Source organism: Thermaurantiacus sp., from assembly GCF_053487655.1.
Map to the genome: position 1 here is coordinate 1 of NZ_JBRCLD010000105.1, position 14,588 is coordinate 14,588.

20 protein-coding genes and 1 tRNA gene are annotated in these 14,588 nt (G+C 66.3%); 14 read left to right on the forward strand and 7 right to left on the reverse strand.

What is annotated here, in order from left to right; genetic code table 11:
* Positions 1-618 (reverse strand): hypothetical protein (locus tag ACWIQA_RS10295; protein WP_448582988.1); only part of this gene is annotated, 618 nt, incomplete at its 3' end.
* A 186-nt stretch (positions 619-804) separates the two neighbouring features.
* Here ACWIQA_RS10295 and ACWIQA_RS10300 point away from each other — a divergent pair.
* The 4 genes from ACWIQA_RS10300 (at position 805) to ACWIQA_RS10315 (ending at position 3,303) form a co-directional block, all read left to right on the forward strand.
* Entirely contained in the window at positions 805-1,527 is a 723-nt protein-coding gene (locus ACWIQA_RS10300; RefSeq protein ID WP_448582989.1) for a helix-turn-helix domain-containing protein, read from the forward strand.
* Between the two features lie 81 nt (positions 1,528-1,608).
* A complete protein-coding gene (locus tag ACWIQA_RS10305) occupies positions 1,609-1,962 on the forward strand; it encodes a hypothetical protein (protein ID WP_448582990.1) in 354 nt (117 codons plus the stop codon).
* 83 nt (positions 1,963-2,045) lie between these two features.
* Positions 2,046-2,477: a hypothetical protein gene (locus tag ACWIQA_RS10310; protein WP_448582991.1), complete on the forward strand. Its 432-nt coding sequence runs from the start codon at positions 2,046-2,048 to the stop codon at positions 2,475-2,477.
* Positions 2,478-2,550: 73 nt separating this feature from the next.
* Complete coding sequence (locus ACWIQA_RS10315) at positions 2,551-3,303, forward strand: JAB domain-containing protein (protein ID WP_448582992.1); 753 nt, start codon at positions 2,551-2,553, stop codon at positions 3,301-3,303.
* 241 nt (positions 3,304-3,544) lie between these two features.
* Here the strand turns inward: ACWIQA_RS10315 and rho are convergent, their stop codons facing one another.
* The 4 genes from rho to hemE all read right to left on the reverse strand — a co-directional run bounded on the left by rho (position 3,545) and on the right by hemE (position 7,251).
* Positions 3,545-4,801, reverse strand: a complete 1,257-nt coding sequence (gene rho, locus ACWIQA_RS10320; RefSeq protein ID WP_448582993.1) for a transcription termination factor Rho — start codon at positions 4,799-4,801, stop codon at positions 3,545-3,547.
* 117 nt (positions 4,802-4,918) lie between these two features.
* The gene (locus ACWIQA_RS10325; RefSeq protein WP_448582994.1) at positions 4,919-5,713 is read right to left on the reverse strand and encodes a DUF2189 domain-containing protein; all 795 of its coding nucleotides are present in this window, start codon (positions 5,711-5,713) and stop codon (positions 4,919-4,921) included.
* A gap of 66 nt (positions 5,714-5,779) precedes the next feature.
* Positions 5,780-6,226, reverse strand: a complete 447-nt coding sequence (locus ACWIQA_RS10330) for a CopD family protein (protein WP_448582995.1) — start codon at positions 6,224-6,226, stop codon at positions 5,780-5,782.
* Positions 6,223-7,251 (reverse strand): uroporphyrinogen decarboxylase, encoded by a 1,029-nt coding sequence (gene hemE, locus ACWIQA_RS10335; protein WP_448582996.1) that lies wholly within the window; start codon positions 7,249-7,251, stop codon positions 6,223-6,225. Before hemE ends, ACWIQA_RS10330 begins: the two co-directional genes overlap by 4 nt.
* A 367-nt stretch (positions 7,252-7,618) precedes the next feature.
* Here hemE and ACWIQA_RS10340 point away from each other — a divergent pair, with 367 nt between their 5' ends.
* From ACWIQA_RS10340 to ACWIQA_RS10385, 10 genes are all read left to right on the forward strand, one after another.
* On the forward strand, positions 7,619-8,464 hold the full coding sequence (locus ACWIQA_RS10340; protein ID WP_448582997.1) for a pyruvate, water dikinase regulatory protein: 846 nt from the start codon (positions 7,619-7,621) through the stop codon (positions 8,462-8,464).
* Entirely contained in the window at positions 8,457-9,059 is a 603-nt protein-coding gene (locus ACWIQA_RS10345; RefSeq protein WP_448582998.1) for a Maf family protein, read from the forward strand. The genes ACWIQA_RS10340 and ACWIQA_RS10345 overlap by 8 nt, the downstream gene beginning before the upstream one ends.
* Entirely contained in the window at positions 9,056-9,886 is an 831-nt protein-coding gene (locus tag ACWIQA_RS10350) for a shikimate dehydrogenase family protein (protein ID WP_448582999.1), read from the forward strand. Before ACWIQA_RS10345 ends, ACWIQA_RS10350 begins: the two co-directional genes overlap by 4 nt.
* Positions 9,883-10,560 carry a dephospho-CoA kinase gene (gene coaE / locus ACWIQA_RS10355; RefSeq protein ID WP_448583000.1) on the forward strand — a complete coding sequence of 226 codons (678 nt, stop codon included), beginning with the start codon at positions 9,883-9,885 and terminating at the stop codon, positions 10,558-10,560. Before ACWIQA_RS10350 ends, coaE begins: the two co-directional genes overlap by 4 nt.
* A complete protein-coding gene (dnaQ, locus tag ACWIQA_RS10360; RefSeq protein WP_448583001.1) occupies positions 10,520-11,227 on the forward strand; it encodes a DNA polymerase III subunit epsilon in 708 nt (235 codons plus the stop codon). The genes coaE and dnaQ overlap by 41 nt, the downstream gene beginning before the upstream one ends.
* Positions 11,227-11,802, forward strand: coding sequence for a ribosome hibernation-promoting factor, HPF/YfiA family (gene hpf / locus ACWIQA_RS10365; protein WP_448583002.1), 576 nt, complete (start codon positions 11,227-11,229; stop codon positions 11,800-11,802). Before dnaQ ends, hpf begins: the two co-directional genes overlap by 1 nt.
* Before the next feature lie 170 nt (positions 11,803-11,972).
* Entirely contained in the window at positions 11,973-12,350 is a 378-nt protein-coding gene (locus ACWIQA_RS10370) for a PaaI family thioesterase (RefSeq protein WP_448583003.1), read from the forward strand.
* Entirely contained in the window at positions 12,347-12,676 is a 330-nt protein-coding gene (locus ACWIQA_RS10375; RefSeq protein ID WP_448583004.1) for a DUF1491 family protein, read from the forward strand. Before ACWIQA_RS10370 ends, ACWIQA_RS10375 begins: the two co-directional genes overlap by 4 nt.
* A gap of 183 nt (positions 12,677-12,859) precedes the next feature.
* Positions 12,860-13,501 carry a cell wall hydrolase gene (locus ACWIQA_RS10380; protein WP_448583005.1) on the forward strand — a complete coding sequence of 214 codons (642 nt, stop codon included), beginning with the start codon at positions 12,860-12,862 and terminating at the stop codon, positions 13,499-13,501.
* A 37-nt stretch (positions 13,502-13,538) separates the two neighbouring features.
* Positions 13,539-13,724 (forward strand): HGGxSTG domain-containing protein, encoded by a 186-nt coding sequence (locus tag ACWIQA_RS10385; protein WP_448583006.1) that lies wholly within the window; start codon positions 13,539-13,541, stop codon positions 13,722-13,724.
* 10 nt (positions 13,725-13,734) lie between these two features.
* On the opposite strand, the gene ACWIQA_RS10390 is transcribed toward ACWIQA_RS10385, so the two are convergent.
* A complete protein-coding gene (locus ACWIQA_RS10390; protein WP_448583007.1) occupies positions 13,735-14,250 on the reverse strand; it encodes a hypothetical protein in 516 nt (171 codons plus the stop codon).
* A 165-nt stretch (positions 14,251-14,415) separates the two neighbouring features.
* Positions 14,416-14,491 (reverse strand) — tRNA-Lys (locus ACWIQA_RS10395).
* Positions 14,492-14,588 lie beyond the last annotated feature (97 nt).

The window sequence follows — 14,588 nt, forward strand, 5'->3', positions numbered from 1 at the left end:
CGGCATACCCGGCATCTTCGCCGGCTTGGCATTGCTGGTGTCGGCCACCAGCAGCTTGCTTGCATCCTCCGACCAGGCGACGAGGATGGTCTTCTCCGAGAGGCGCGCGGCCGCCGGCGCCAGGCGTGGCTCGGGCACCAGGATGGCGCCCGTGCGCCTGTCGATGCTGGCACCGACCGAGCTGGTCTTGCCGCCTTCGTCGCGCTGGATCGTCAGAAAGCCCACTCGCTCATTGTTGAGCCAGACATAGGAGCTTAACGCCGTGACCGGCTTGTCCGGCCTGGCCACGGCCACCATCGCGCCGGTGCGCAGGTCGAGGAAGAAGCGGTCCCCCTTGTGGCTGGCAAGGACGGTGCGGTCATCAGGGCTGGTTGCGCTGTCAATCTTGTAGGCGGGCCCGGGCGCGGCCGACATCAGCGCCTCAAGGCGCTCGCGCTCGGCTGGCTCGAGCAGGTTGGGCAGGCTGTGCTCAGTGCCATCGACATCGAAGATGCCAGTGCCACCGGGGATGGTGGCGAGCGGCTTCTGCGTTTCTGGGGCCTGTGTTTCGGCGCTGGTGCCCGCTGCCGCCAGCAGGGTGAATGCAGCAACGCCCGCCTTCCGCCCAAGTTCGAACATGCTCGCTTGCTCCCGCAACTCCAACCCTTGCGGCTATGGCCGGGGTTTGGGCGTTTGCCAAGTGCGAGAGCACGGCACAGCGGTGGACGCACCCTCTCCAGTTTCTCGTTCCGACATCGACAAAGTGCTGACAAGGGGGTGGGAAGCGATTATGTTTCACATCCGCCCTGCTGGAGAGTGGCCGGAGTGCGACGTCGAGGAAATCCGGGCGACTTGGACTTGGAGGCGCGTGTGGCACGGCTGTCACCAGGCCAGCGCGCTTGCCTCGACCTTGTCGATGACCATGCGACATCGAAGGAAATCGCGCTTGCGCTCGGGATCTCGCGGCACACCGTCGATGCGCGGCTGCGGCAAGCGATGCGGGTGCTGGGCGTGAGCAGCAGGCGCGAGGCGGCCATCATCTGGCGGGCTTCGGCCCTTGCCCGTGCGGAAGGCCGGGCGGGAGAGGCCTATCAACCATTCGCATATCAATCGTCGCGGATTGAGAGCCGGCTGGGAACGCCCGATGGTCTGGCCCATGGACCTGCGCTCGAACCCCTTGGCCTTCATGGCGAAGAGCTGCCCGGCGACCCAAGCGCCGACTGCGGTGGCGATGCCGGTCGCAATGCCGGTCGCGATCCCGGCGATGCCCTCGGCCGCGCTGGCATCAGCCACCATGTGCGTCAGGTTTCCCTTCCCCTCATGCAGGGCGGTCCTGCAGGCGAGCCCGCCCCGGAAGTGGCGGATGCCGCGGCCTGGACCTGGCCGGCTTCCCACGCGCCAGCGAGCGCCCTCCGGCTGTGGGGAGGCGCCAATGACCTGACGCTGCCCCAACGCCTTGCCGGCATCCTGATCGTGACGATCCTGGCGATGCTGGCCTTTGGGCTCCTCCTGTCAGGGATTGCGGCACTGACCCAGCTTCGCACCTGACCGCAGAGCCCGCATCAGACAAACGCGCTCAAATTGGGACATGAGGGCGTGCTTGACAGCCGCCACTTCGGGAGATTTGCCATGCCAAGACTTCGTCGCGAAGTTGCCGCCCGAGTTGCCGAATCGCTCTATGAGACCGAACAAGCGCTCGATGCCGCGCTCACCAAGGCCAGCGGCCTTTTGGGACTGATGCCGATTGCCCGCCAGGATGCCCGGCTTTCCGCATGCACTGGCCAGGATGCCATCGACCATGCTGCAGCTGCGATTGCCCGGCTTTCCGAAGCCAGGCGGGAGCTGGTGGAAGCGCACAAAGCCCTCTCGGAAGTGCAGAAGTCGATCGGCCTTGCGGAAGTTGCCTTCGGCAGCTTCATTGACAAGCCGGACTGGCCGCAGAAGAAGGCGATGCTGCAGGTGGTCGAGAACAAGGCCGCCTGAGCGGGCCAGACGCGCCGTGCGGCGGAGGGGCTGCCGGCGCGTCGGCCTGGCCTGGCACGAGGGAGAGTCGGAAATCCCGAGCCATGCCCGAGCCAATCCTGTTTGCTGCGCTCCTTCTTGGAACGCTTGCGCTGGCGTGGCGCCGCGGCGGCCGCGAGGAACGGCTGGCGGCACTTGCCTTGCTGTGCAGTGCGCTCCTTTCCCCCCTGGCCCAGAACCGCGGCTTTGCCGGACCGGAATACTGGATTTTGCTCATCGATGCCCTGCTGTTCCTGGCGCTCGGGGCGATCGCCTTGACGTCGCGGGCGTTCTGGCCCCTGTGGGCGGCCGGATTCCAGCTTGGGGCGCTTGCCGTCCACCTGGCGGCGGCCAGGGTCCCAGAGATCCTGCCAGCAGCCTATGCTGCAACCCTCATCATCTGGTCTTACCCGGTGGTGGTGGCTGTCGCGCTTGGGACCTGGTTCGAGGGGCGGGGGGCCACCGACCCCGACCGTGGCAGTGGAACGGGACGATGACTTCTGCTGCCTGCCGTCGCGGATCTCGACATAACGCAAAAGCCATATGGTGCCGACAAGGGGAGGGGAACGAATGACGGGTGCGGCCCGAGGTGTTGCAGACGCTGGCGCGCTGGGGGGCGCAGGGCCAACAGGCGTGCCCGTGGGCAATTCGGCTGGATCGCGTGACCGCTGGCTCCTGATGCGGCTCCTGAGTGCAGTGGAGAGCGTGCCGCGCCTTGCCGACCGGCTGCTTGCGGAGCGCGGCTCGCTTGGCGCCGTCTTGGCCCTTTCCGACGAGCGGCTGCGCCAGCTCGGGGCAGATGCCAATGGCATTGCGATCCTCGGCCTGGTGCGCGAGGCGGTCTCCGCTGTGCTGTCGCCCGAAGGGCCGGAGCGACCACGGATCGATTGCGCAGCAGCGGTTGCGAAATGGCTTTATGCCAGCATGGCCTGGCTGCCAGTTGAGGAAGTGCGCGCGCTGTTCCTCGATGGCGGCCAGCGGCTTATCCGCGCTGAACGACTCGGCACCGGCTCTGTCCGCGCTGCCGTCGTCTACCCCCGCGAAGTCGCACGGCGCGCGCTCGAACTTTCGGCCGCCGCTGTCATCCTGGCGCACAACCACCCCTCGGGAGACCCGACACCATCGGCGGAGGACAGGAGTATCAGCAAGCGGGTGGCGGCTGCACTCGCCACCATCGACGTCGCCCTCCTCGACCATGTGGTGATTGCCCGCAGCGGCTGGGCAAGCGCCATGCCAGCAGGCCCCGACCCCGGTGCGCCCCGCCTATCAATGATTGATATGTCAACCGGCAGGACTTGCGCTACCATCCCGCAGCCGGCTTGATGGCAGGGCTTCCGCGGGTTGCCGAGCAGCCCTGGAGCTCTGGCTAGGCCGGCCGTCCCCGGCAACCGGAATGGTGGTGGTGGCGCCGAAATCCATCGACCCTGCAGGCGCCACCGCCACCGCGCAGTGTGCACGGGATCGGCGCCGATGTGAAGTGCGGGCGCGACAGGCCAGCGCTGTCACCGCTCTCCCGAACGCATCGCCAGAGCGGCGTGCAGGCCCTGAGGCAAAGCCGCGCCGGTCACTGGTTCATGCTGGCGAAGAAGTCTGCGTTCGACTTCGAGTCCTTCATCTTGTCCAACAGGAACTCGATCGCATCGACCGTTCCCATCTGCATGAGAATGCGGCGCAGCACCCACATCTTGGCAAGGACGCCCTTGTCGACGAGGAGCTCCTCCTTGCGCGTTCCCGACTTGCCGACATCGATTGCCGGGAAGATGCGCTTGTCCGCCACCTTGCGGTCGAGGACGATCTCGGAGTTGCCGGTGCCCTTGAACTCCTCGAAGATGAGCTCGTCCATCCGGCTCCCGGTGTCGATGAGCGCAGTGGCAATGATCGAGAGCGAGCCACCTTCCTCGATGTTGCGCGCCGCGCCGAAGAAGCGCTTGGGCCGCTGGAGGGCATTGGCATCGACCCCGCCCGAGAGCACTTTCCCCGAGCTCGGCACGACCGAATTGTAGGCGCGCGCCAGCCGGGTGATCGAATCGAGCAGGATGACGACGTCGCGCTTGTGCTCGACAAGGCGCTTTGCCTTCTCGATGACCATTTCGGCGACCTGGACATGGCGGGAAGCCGGCTCATCGAAAGTGGAGGAGACGACCTCGCCCTGGACCGAGCGCTGCATGTCGGTCACTTCCTCGGGCCGCTCGTCGATCAGGAGCACAATCAGATAGACTTCCGGATGGTTGGCGCTGATCGCCTTGGCGATGTTCTGGAGCAGCACCGTCTTTCCCACCCTGGGGGGAGCGACGATGAGGGCGCGCTGGCCCTTGCCCTGGGGCGAGATGATGTCGATGACACGCGCCGAACGGTCCTTGCTGGTGGGATCCTCGATGTCGAGCCGGAGCTTCTCGTCCGGGTAGAGCGGTGTCAGATTGTCGAAATTCACGCGATGGCGGAGTGTCTCGGGATCATCGAAGTTCACTCGCGTCACGCGCACGAGGCTGAAGTAGCGCTCGCCATCCCTCGGCGCGCGAATGTCGCCTTCGACGGTATCCCCAGTGCGAAGCCCATAGCGACGGACCTGGGCCGGGCTCACATAGATGTCGTCAGGGCCGGCAAGATAATTGGCATCTGCCGAGCGCAGGAAACCAAAGCCATCCGAGAGCACTTCGATGGTGCCCGACCCAGTGATGTCCTCGTCCTTTTCGGCAAGGGATTTCAGGATGCCGAAGAGGAGATCCTGTTTGCGCAAGGTGGAGGCCTGCTCGACGCCAAGGGCCTCGGCCATCTCGACGAGCTCGGCGGGAGTTTTCTTCTTGAGATCAAGGAGATGCAAAGGGAAGCCTCTGGGAGAAACGCCGAAGCCTTGCGGGGGGACCTGGCGCTGGAAGCTGGGGAGGGCGCGACCCCTGAGGAGCACGCAACTGCCCCCTAGGCGCTTGGGGGCGCGAAATCAAGCGTCCCGCACGACAGCGCGCGTGTAAAGATGCCAAGTCGCGTAGCCGAGGACGGGGAGCGCGACCATGAGGCCAAGGAAGACGGGGACCGAGGCGAGAAGGAGGAGGACGGCGACAGTCAGGCCCCAGCGCAGCATGACCCTGGGACTGGTGGCAAAGACTCGCGCCGACGTCATCACGGCTGCAAGAGGATCAGCTGCGCGATCAACAACCATGGGAAAGCTGAAGGCCGAGAAGACGAGGGCAGCAAGGGCAAAGCCAGCGCCGACGAGGTTGCCGAGGATGACCATCCGCCAGCCTTCGGGAGTTGTGAACAGGGCGGAGACAAAGTCTGCTGGTGTGGCCGGCCCAAGCCGCCCAAGCGTTGTACCATAGATGCCCTGGGCGGCTGCGACCCAGAGCAGGAAGAGGCCGGCAAGACCGACGGCAAGAAAGAGAAGCGGCAGCCTCGAGCGGCCGGCCATGGGATCGAAGAAGTGGAACCAGCTGGTATCCAGGCCCTGTTCGCGGCGCCGCGCAATCTCGTAGAAACCGGCCGCCGCAATTGGACCCACGAGGGCAAAGCCAGCTGCCATGGGAAAGATGAGCGGGAAGAGATCGCGGTTGAAGGCGACGGCTGCAGCAAGGACACCGATTGCCGCATAGATGAGGGGAAGGAACAGGAGATCGCCGCGCAGCGCCCGAAAATCGTCCCAGCCGGCCGCAAGCGCCCACTTGAGATCGGCTGTGGTGATGGGGCGAACCGCTGCCGGGGCAATTGCCTCGCCTTCGTCCACCAGGGATGGATCCATGGCCACTCTCCTCTCCCGCCGCCAAACTAGTCCGGATTTTGGCTGAGGAAAAGGCTGGCGTGCAGCTCAGAAGGGCTTCAGGATGGCAAGCGGCACAATGGCAATGGTGGCAAGCGCCGGAAACTCGTTCCACATGCGCAAGGACCTTTCCCCGATCGGGCGGGCGCCGGCGGCCATCTTCCGAGACAGGGCGACCATCCAGCCGTGATAGCCCGTCAGAAGCAGGACCAGGCTGATCTTCAGATGGAGCCAGCCGGCCGTCGCAAGCCCGTAGGAGAGAGCAGCAAGGAGCCCGAGGACCCACACCGCAACGAGGGAGGGAGTGAGGATGATGCGCCGCAGGCGGCGCGTGCGCTCACTCCAGGCGCGGTCCGCTGGCGAGCCAGGGACTTCCGCATGCTGATAGACGAGATAGCGTGGCAGCATGAAAAGGCCAGCCATCCAGAAGAAGGTAACGATGACATGGAGCGCCTTCACCCAGACATAGGCGCCACCAAGAAAGCCGACCGTCATCCGCGCAGCCGCTTCAGGAGCTGCTCGACATGGGCGATCGGGGTGTCCTTGTCGATGCCATGGCCGAGATTGAGGATATGCGGACGGCCGGCGAAGCGGGCGAGGCACTGGTCGACGGCGCGGTCGAGCGCTTCGCCGCCAGCCAGAAGCGCAACCGGATCCAGATTGCCCTGCAGGGGGAGGGTGACGGGAAGGCCATCGGGCACGGCAGTCTCATCGAGGCCGAGCGCGTGGACCCCCGTTTCTTCCGCGTACCGCAGGAGGTTCTGTCCGGCGCCGCGGGGGAAGCCGATGACGGGGGCGAGATGGCTGATGGCCGCCACAATCTGGCGTGTGGGGCGGATGACCCAGCGCTCGAACTCGGCAGGGGGGAGCACTCCGGACCAGCTGTCGAAGATCTGCACGGCCTGCGCACCCGCGGCGATCTGCGCGGCAAGATAGCCGATTGTCACATTGGTGATGCGGTCGATGAGGGCGCGGAAACCAAGCGCATCTTGGTAGGCGGCAAGGCGGGCCGCCTCGAGCGCGCCGCCCTGGCCTGCAAGCATGTAGGTTGCAACCGTCCAAGGGCCGCCAGCAAAGCCGATGAGCGCCGTCTTGGCCCCGAGGCTGGCGCGGACGCGGCGCACCGTATCGATAACGGGCGCAAGCTTTCCCGCCTCGGTCGTCATGGCCGAAAGCGCGAGCATGAGCGGTGCATCCTTGAGCGCTGGCGTAAGGCGAGGGCCTTCGCCAGCCTCGAAGGCGAGCGCCTGACCCATGGCCCAGGGAATGACGAGGATGTCAGAGAAGAGGATGGCAGCATCCATGCCGAAGCGCCGGACCGGCTGGAGCGTCACTTCGGCCGCCGCAGGAGCATCGAGCAGGAGCTCCAAGAAGCCGCCCTTTTGGGCGCGCAGTTCGCGATATTCAGGAAGATAGCGGCCGGCCTGACGCATGAGCCAGACCGGGGGGGGATCATGGCGCACTCCGGCAAGGACGTCGAGGAGCGGGGAGGATGCCGGGATGGCCTGGGCCGTTGCCATGGAAGCGTCTTGCGGAGTGGCAGCGGCGACGTCAACCGCGATTGCAGCACCTGGGCATCTCCGGCTGATTCATGACGGAATCATGTCTTCGCAATGACAGGGGCGTTGCGGTGAGTTGCGGGGATGCATTTTCATCCACAGGGATGTGCACTCCACGCTCTCCAGCAAATTTTTGGAAACAAGTGGTTTTTTCGCTTTTCCGGAGACTTGTTGGGGCTGCGGCCGGGGTTGTCCACATGGGGAGAATGGGGGCTATTGCGGCTGGGTTGGGGGGGACAGGTCTGTCATGGGGAGCAAGCGGGGATGGATGGGCGCCTTCTGCGGCTGCTTTCCAGGCCCTTGTCCGCTGGTCTATCCCCAGGAAATCGTGCGTCGCTTTCACCTGCATCTCGTTTCCGACTCGACTGGCGAGACGCTCGATGTGCTGGCGAAGGCAGCGCTTGCCCAGTTCGAGGATGTGGAGGCGATTCGCCATTTCTGGCCGCTGGTGCGGTCGGAAGGGCATCTCGACCGGGTGATGGAGGAAGTGGCAGCCCAGCCCGGTCTCGTGCTGTATACGCTGGTGGGGGAGTCGCTTCGGCGCCGACTCGAGGCCAAGTGCGAGCGGCTTGGGCTGCCGGTGATCGCCGTTCTTGACCCGATCGTCTTTGGTTTGTCGCGCCTTCTTGGCCAGTCGGCCAGGCCGCGCCCGGGTGGGCGGCATGTGATGGATGCTGCCTATTTCCAGCGCATCGACGCACTGAATTATACGCTTGCGCATGATGATGGCCAGGCAGCAGAAGGTTGGGATGAAGCCGATATCCTGCTTGTTGGTGTCTCCCGCAGTTCCAAGACTCCAACGTCCATCTATCTTGCCAACCGTGGCTACAAGGTGGCGAATTTGCCGCTGGTGCCAGGCCGCGAGCCGGATCCGCGGCTGTTCGAGCTCAAGCGGCCGCTCGTCGTTGGGCTGACCATGGACCGCGAGCGGCTGCTGACGGTCAGGCGCAACCGGCTGCTGGGGGGAGCGGCGGGGGTGGGCCAGGACTATGCCGACCCTGAGCGGGTGGCAGACGAGCTGGCGGCAGCACGGCGGCTGTTTGCCGCCCGCGGTTGGCCGGTCATCGATGTGACCAGGCGGTCGATTGAAGAGACGGCGGCGGCGGTCATCGCCCTCCACCAGGAGTTGAAGGGCGAGTTTTCCGGGCCGGGAAGCGGAGTGGTGGTTGGCTGAGCTCTTGGTGCTTGCTTCCGCTTCGCCAGCGCGGGCGGCCATGCTCGATGCGGCGGGCGTAGCCCATGAGGTGGTGCCAGCGGCGATTGATGAGGACGCGTTGACGGCAGCGCTGCAGGCCGAAGGGGCGGACGCGAGGAATGTGGCCGACGCCCTTGCCGAAGCCAAGGCGGTGAAGGTTTCCGCCCGGCTGCCAGGGCGGCTGGTGCTGGGCGCCGATACGGCCGGTCAAGTGGAGGGTGGCGGCTGGCTTGGAAAGCCAGGGACGCGGGAGGGTCTTGTCGCCCAGCTTCGCCTGCTGCGCGGCCGGGGCCACCGGCTGGTCTCGGCAGCGGTCTTGGCGCGCGATGGCGCGGCCTTGTGGCGGCATGCGGCGGTGGCGCGGCTTCTTGTGCGCCACTTCTCGGACGCCTGGCTCGATGCGCATGTTGCCGCCGTGCCCGAGGCGGTGCTGGGATCGGTCGGTGGCTATCATGTCGAAGGCCTTGGTGTGCAGCTGTTCGACCGGATCGAGGGGGACGTGTGGACCGTCAAGGGGTTGCCGCTGCTCCCTTTGCTTGCCCAGCTGCGGGCGCTGGGAGTGATGGCGGCGTGAGCGGCTTGCCGGTCGCGGGCGTGATGGGCTGGCCAGTTGCGCAGTCAAAGTCGCCCCACATCCACCGCTTCTGGCTCCAGGCGCTGGGGCGCGATGGCGACTATGTGCGCTTGCCAGTGCGGCCCGAAGCCCTGGGTGCGGCCCTGCGCGGGCTGCCGGCGCTCGGCTTTGCCGGTGTCAACCTGACCCTGCCGCACAAGGTGGCAGCGCTTGCCCATGTCGATGCCGCAGACGACCGCGCCCGGGCGGTGGGGGCAGCCAACCTGGTGCGGGTGGAGGACGGCGGGCTGGTGGCCAGCAACAGCGATGTGGAAGGCGTGCGCGAAGCACTGGCGCTGCTCGAAGTGGGGAGCGGTTCGACCGTTGCCGTACTTGGCAGCGGCGGCGCAGCGCGGGCAGCGCTTGCCGCCCTTGCCGAGCTCGGCGTGGGGGAGGTGCGGCTCGTTGCCCGCAACGGGGAGGCAGCCCGCGCCCTACTTGAGGCGTTCGCACTTCCGGGCCGGGTCTGGGCGCTGGCAGACGCGGGTACCGCCTTTGCTGGCGCCGTGGTGGTCAATGCGACCAGCCTTGGCATGGCTGGCGCTGCGCCCATGCCGGCGCCGCTTGTTGATGCCGTGGGCGCTGCAGCGGGTGTGTTCGACATGGTCTATGCACCGCTCGAGACTGCGCTTCTCGCCCGCGGGCGCGGCAAGGGACTGCCCGTCGTGGACGGGCTTGTCATGCTCATCGGCCAGGCCCGCGCCGGGTTCCGCGCCTTCTTCGCGGCCGAGCCGCCGCGCGAGCGCGATGCGGAGCTGCGCGCGCTGCTCACGAAAGACGCGCCATGAGGGTGCGACGAGGACCGCTGGTGGTGGGCTTGACGGGCTCGATCGGCATGGGAAAGTCGGCGGTTGCTGCGATGTGCGCGCGCCTTGGTGTGCCTGTCTTTGATGCGGATGCGGCCGTGCGCGCCGTGCAGGGGCCAGGCGGGCGGGCGCTCGCCGCCATTGAGGCGGCGTTTCCGGGCACAACCGGGCCTCTTGGCGTGGATCGGGCAGCGCTGGGGGCAGCGGTATTCGGCCGGCCCGAGGCGCTTGCTGTGCTTGAGCGGATCGTTCACCCGGAGGTGGCGCGCATGCAGGCTCTCTTCCTGCGCCGTCACCGCGGGCGGCGGCTGGTGCTCGTTGATGTGCCGCTGCTTCTTGAGCGGGGGGGCTGGCGGCGCGTCGATCTGGTGGTGGTGGTGAGTGCTCCCGCACGCGTGCAGCGGGCCCGCGTGCTGGCCCGGCCGGGCATGACTATCGCCAAACTGGACGCCGTGCTTGCCCACCAGATGCCGGACCAAACCAAGCGTGCCAAGGCCGATGTCATCATTGAGACCGGACGCGGGCGCCTGGTGACCTGGCGCGCTGTGCGCCGCCTGGTGCGGGCAGCGAGGGCGCTTGCAAGGGCGAAGCGACTGTCGCATCTTTCCCGCGCTCATGCGCGAAATCGTGCTCGATACCGAGACCACCGGGCTTGACCCGAGCGACGGCCACCGGATGGTGGAATTGGCGGCAGTCGAGCTCTGCAACCGGGTGCTGACTGGCCGGCGGCTGCACCTCTATTTCAATCCCGGGCGGCCGATGCCGGCCGAAGCTCAGAAAGTGCATGGGCTCACCGACGCCTTCCTTGCCGACAAGCCGGCGTTTGCGGAAGTCGCTGCGGAGATTCTTGCCTTCCTGAGCGACTCCCCCATCATCGCCCACAATGCCCGTTTCGACTGGCGCTTCCTCAACGCCGAGCTCGAGCTTGCCGGCCTCTCGCCCATTGCCGAGGAGCGCCTTGTTGACACGCTCGATCTTGCCCGGGCGCGCCTTCCGGGTGCCAAACATTCGCTCGATGCGCTCTGCCAGCGGTTCGGGATCGATCTTTCGCGGCGGGTGCAGCACGGAGCGATGATCGATACCGAGCTTTTGGCCAGCGTCTATGTTGAGCTGACCGGCGGCCGTCAAATGGGGCTGGAGCTCGGTCATGGGCTTGTCGAGGCGGCGGCAGCGCCGATGCCCCGGCGGAGCTGGCCTGTCAGAGTGTTCGCGCTCGCGCCCGAGGAGCTGGCAGCGCATCGCGCGTTCCTGGCTGGAATGGCCAATCCGCTGTGGGCGAAGCTTGAGGCGGCAATGCCGGACGCATGTGTGGGAGAAGGCTGATGGACATTCGAGTCTCTGGGCATCAGGTCAGCACCGGGAGCGCGTTCCGCGCCCATGTCGAGGCACGGCTGCAGGGGATGGCCGAGAAGTATTTCTCGCGCGCACTTGGCGCGCATGTGACGCTCTCCACGGGACCGCACGACAGCTTCACTTGTGATATCGTCTGCCACGTCATGCAGGGGCTGGTTCTCAAGGGCTCCAACCGGGCCGCCAATGCCCATGCGGCCTTCGATGGCGCCGCCGACCGGATCGAGAAACAGCTGCGACGCTACATGCGGCGGCTCAAGGACAAGAATGGTGCAGCGCTTGACAGCGTAGCGCCCGACCGCATTCCGGAAAATGCCGACTACCGGATCTTCCGCGCCGAGCCCGAGGACAGCGAGGCCGGGGACGCACCGCTCACGATCGCCGAAATGAAGGTCGACATTCCCGAGGCCACGGTCTCAGACGCGGTCATGATGCTCGATTTGCGCAACACGACGGCGCTCCTCTTCACCAACTCCGGCACTGGCCACCTCAACATGGTCTACCGCCGCGAGGACGGGAATATCGGCTGGGTGGAGCCCCGGCTCTGACCGGGCGGCAAGCCGGAGCAAAGGCTGCCGCCGCCACAGGGGCCCAACGAGAGGGGCCTGGGAGCGAAGGCAGGCGCGCCGGAACGGAAGGGGGTGGCGCGCGGGCTGTCGAGGCGGCAGAGCATCTGAGGCGACTGGAACGCCTGTATGCGGCAGCACCTGTCAACACCTTGTTCTGCTCCACCCTGGTGCTGCCCGCCCCTGGGCATGCCGAAATCCGCTTTGAAGTGAACGAAGCCCATTACCATGCTGCCGGTGCGGCCCATGGTTCCGTCTATTTCAAGATGCTCGACGATGCCGCCTTCTATGCCGCCAACTCGATGGTGCCCGATGTCTTCATGCTGACGACGCAGTTCAACCTGTTCCTGACGCGCCGCGTGACAGCGGGCCCGCTGCTGGCTGTCGGGCAGTGGGTGTCGGGTGCGAGGCGCGTGCTGATCGCGGAGAGCCGGCTTCTGAACGCCGATGGCGAGGAAGTCGCCCGCGGCCAGGGCACCTTCATGCGCTCAAAAATCCCGCTCGCCTCGCTTCCCGGCTACGCGGAATGACGCCTGCCCTGCCGGCGAGCCTGATGGTGCCAGCGCTGCTGCGCCGAGTGTTCGCTGCCGGCGGCTACGCCACGGTGCTGGCCAAGGGCCACGCGGGCGGCAGCGCCATGCTGCTGGTCCACCGGCTGGCAGATGGCGATCTCAGGGCTTACGAGCGTATCCCGGATGTGAATGCCGGCATGGCCTGGCGGCTCGCAGCCGAAGGTGAGGCGGCCGTCGACCGCTTGTGCACCCGGGCCCGGGATTTCGACCCCGATCTGTGGATCGTCGAACTTGCCGTCCCGGACCCGGCACGGTTCGTCGCGGGATTTCCCCCCGCCAATTGACCCGCAGAACGCCTGCGCCAAGGGGGAGACTGCGACTTGGCAAGCACTTTTGCCAGGCGCCGGCGGCCCAGGGCGGGGCTGCTGGAAGAAGAGCGCGCTGGCCGCGCCCCAACCTCCCCCTTGCGCCGTTTGCGGCAGGGCCAGGCGGGCAGCCCCATGGCCGGCGGGTGAATGAGCGAGTGCATGATCAATGTGAGGCGGCCCCTCGTGGCAGCGGGACTTGCCGTCCTTATGCTGGCAGCGGGAGAGGCCCCGTTTGATGCCGATGTCGGCCAGTGGCTTTCCGGCCAGGCGACAGTGGCACCTCAGTCTTCAGTGGACGCAGCGGCGGATGTGCCACCATTCATCGAGGACCCCGAAATCCTCAAGGCGGCGCTGGTGGAGGAACCCCAGGTCCGGGTGCGCCCGGACTCGCTTGCTGCCCTCGTGGCTGAACTGCGCTCCGAGGCAGCACGGGCGACATTCAGCCCGGACATGGAGTGTCTGGCGCGCGCAGTCTACTGGGAAGCCAAGGGCGAGCGGCTGGAAGGCCAGCTTGCCGTTGCCGAAGTGATCCTCAATCGTGTCGCCGACGGCCGCTTCGGCCGCGACGTGTGTGCAGTCATCAAGGCGCCACGGCAGTTCAGCTTCGTACGGGCGGGCGTGATCCCAGCCCCAGTCGACCAAGCGGCCTATCTCGTTGCGCGCGCGATTGCGCTGATTGCCATCAAGGAGCATTGGACACCCGTCGTGGGTGATGCGACCCACTTCCATGCCACCTATGTGCGGCCCGGCTGGCGCTTGACGCGCGTGGCGCAAGTGGGGAACCACATCTTCTACCGCTGAGGCAGGGTGAGGCAGGGATTGGCCGCGCAGCCGGCAGGTGGGTGCGGCAAGGAGAGGGGGGGCATGCCAAACCCCGGCGGTCAAGGGCCGGAAGCGGTGCCGCATGCATGGCGGGACCAATCCCGGGGCGCCTAGGGGCAACCGCAATGCCTGGAAGCATGGGGCACGATGTGCGGAGGTGGAGGCGCTCGTGCGGGGGTTGCCAATCACGGAAGGGGGCTGAGGCGTGCTGTTTATCGCTTTGCGACTGCCCAACCGATAATCATTGCCCCTAAGATGATCGCAACGCTGATCGGCAACTCCGCGATGCCTTGGAAAAGGACGTAAATGGTCGCTGCAAAGAGGCCTATCGAGAGGACGGATAGGGCGACCCTGAGAGTCCAGCCCACTAACCTCACGCCGACGGCGCCAAAGATGTTCGCGGAGGTTTCAATGGCGTCCGACGCTGATTTGATCGCGCGATCGCCCAACTGTCGGACGGACGCGGGGATCTTCAAAGAGGCTTTGCGCAGAGTGCGCCCATACCAGTACCACAGCTTCGACCCCGTTTCGGGCATCCACAGGCAGGTCAGCGCAGCGGGCAATGTGGGAATGACAAGCAACGCGAACGCCGCCCCCTCCCCTTTCGCCAAGGCGAGCGGCAGGCCGATGCACAGCGCGGCAGCAATGAGCCGAAGGGGCGCGAAGAGAACTTCCCCTATTACCCCACCAACCTTCTCCCGCTTGGTCTGGGTCGCCTCTGGTTCCACCACCCCATCCCTGTGCTACCAGGCAGCATTCGGCGGGAAACCGGGCCGAAGGTCAAGGGGCCGTCACGCGAGAGCCGTGGAGGTCGGTTGATTGCTATTTGATTGCCAGCCGCCCGCGATCCGCGCTCGGTTCGCTACCGCTGAAGGGTAAGTCATTGAAAAGTTTGGTGGACGCACTAGGGCTCGAACCTAGGACCCGCTGATTAAGAGTCAGCTGCTCTACCGACTGAGCTATGCGTCCGTACCATGCGAGCGAAGCGCGGACCTAGCAGCGGGGCCGGGCCGTGTCTAGGGATCGCCGATGGCGCGGGGGCCCCCCTGCCGTCGCGCCTCCTGGT